This is a genomic window from Sporolactobacillus terrae DSM 11697, from assembly GCF_000648615.1.
In the GTDB taxonomy this organism is placed as follows: domain Bacteria; phylum Bacillota; class Bacilli; order Bacillales; family Sporolactobacillaceae; genus Sporolactobacillus; species Sporolactobacillus terrae.
In genome coordinates this window covers 1-1,684 of sequence record NZ_JFZC01000050.1, presented here as the reverse complement: position 1 = coordinate 1,684, position 1,684 = coordinate 1, and the positions used below count along the sequence as shown (strand labels likewise).

The 1,684-nt window shown below is 39.0% G+C and carries 1 protein-coding gene; it reads right to left on the bottom strand.

Annotated elements, in window-relative coordinates; genetic code table 11:
- Window positions 1-110: 110 nt before the first annotated feature.
- Entirely contained in the window at window positions 111-1,568 is a 1,458-nt protein-coding gene (locus tag AA84_RS0110740) for an IS1182 family transposase (protein ID WP_028977206.1), read from the bottom strand.
- Window positions 1,569-1,684 lie beyond the last annotated feature (116 nt).

The following is a 1,684-nucleotide window of genomic DNA, read 5'->3' as shown; positions in this document are numbered from 1 at the left end:
GAGGCCGCTGAAAAACTGTCGATTTTTTGATCTGAGAATTCTGGTTGGCGCAAAAAAGGACCACTTTTCGTCTGCGTTTTGACAAAAAGTGGTCCTTTTTCCCTTCTTTTTTATCTTTTTTCGTTGAGGATCTTCAGAATCCGCTTGAGATTGACTGCGAAGATCGTGGTCGCTCCCTGAATCTCCATTCCAAACAGACCCGCAGATGATGCTGTATCATACCCGTGTCTGTTTTTTAACTCACTGTTCTTCGCTTCTATTTTATAACGCGTTTTTGCCAGTGATTTAAATTGTTCCGTATTTTGAAATGCTTTCTGTTCTTTATGTTCTGTGGATTTAATCGTAACGTAATAAGACTTCGTTTTTGATCCTTCCTGATAACACCCCTCACGCATGGAACATACTTGGCATTTCGTTACATCGAACATATATCTTACACGCGGATTGACCTTTTTCGTTCCTTGTCTTCCATCGTATTTCTTTTTAAAAGCCATATGCCCTGCCGGGCAGACAAACATACCCGCATCTTTATTAAACTCAAATGCTTTTTTGCGCGTGCCTTGTGATACCACGGGGTGTAATTTTGAAACCAAAGCTATATGATTTGTTTTTGTATAGGTAATATTATCTTTTTCTGAGTAAGCCGTATCGCCAATGACCGTATCAATGGTCATCCCTGACTCCTTACTTTTTTCGATTAAAGGCTCCAGATAGTTTCCATCGCTCTTTTCGCCTGTCGTAATGACGGCCGCTGTAATAATACGTTCATCGCTCATCGCCAGATGTGTTTTATAACCAAAAAAAGAAGAATCTTTTGTTTTATGTCCGATCCGAGCATCGGGATCATTCGAAGGGTTCATATGTTCCTTAAAATCTTCGACACTCTCTTTGAGGACATTTAACTTTTCTTTAACCGCAGGCAGCGCGGTGATTTGCGGTTCGGTTTCAAGGGTGGAAATGAGTTGATGACAGTAATCTAATTCCTCGTTGATTTCGTTAGATGTATTCTTTTCTGGAAATTTTGGTTTCATGGATGCATCCAATTGATAGACGGCTTTGCGAACATTTTTAGATTTCTCTCGTAGAAATTCGATCGGTGATTTTTGGTTATAACGCGCTTTTGTATGGGTGGCATCAACAATAAGCGTTTTACTTTTAATAATTCCTTTTTCAAGCGCAATCTCAACGGTTTTCCCAATAAGCAGATCTAACAATTTAACGTCCTGAAGACGTTGCCTACGAAAATGCGTTAACGAACTTGAATCAATGACGTCCTCCTCAGGGGCCATGTTGAGGAAATATTTAAACGACAGGTCATATTTAGAACGCTCGACTAAATCGTTATCTGATAAATCATGAATCGTCTTTAATAATAAATATTTGAACATTCGAATTGGAGAGATCGCTTTACGCCCATTATCAAGACAATATTTTGTTTTCAATTCATCATAAATGAATGAAAAGTCCACGAGTTCATTGATTTGACGAAGCATATTATCTTTTGGGACAACAAGATCGTAGAGTGCTGCATAAGGGCTAAGGTTGAGTGTTTCTTGATTTGAGAGCATTGAGTTACCACCTATATACGTTGATAGCTCCATTATAAAGGAAAAGGGCCGTTGAATGTTTGATGAATCAAACATTCAACGGCCCAATGAATAGGTTGGACTTTTTCAGTGGCCTC

Bases quoted from the DNA above. Each gene is read 5' to 3' on its own strand.
- AA84_RS0110740 (WP_028977206.1), bottom strand. From the start codon at position 1,568: ATGCTCTCAAATCAAGAAACACTCAACCTTAGCCCTTATGCAGCACTC.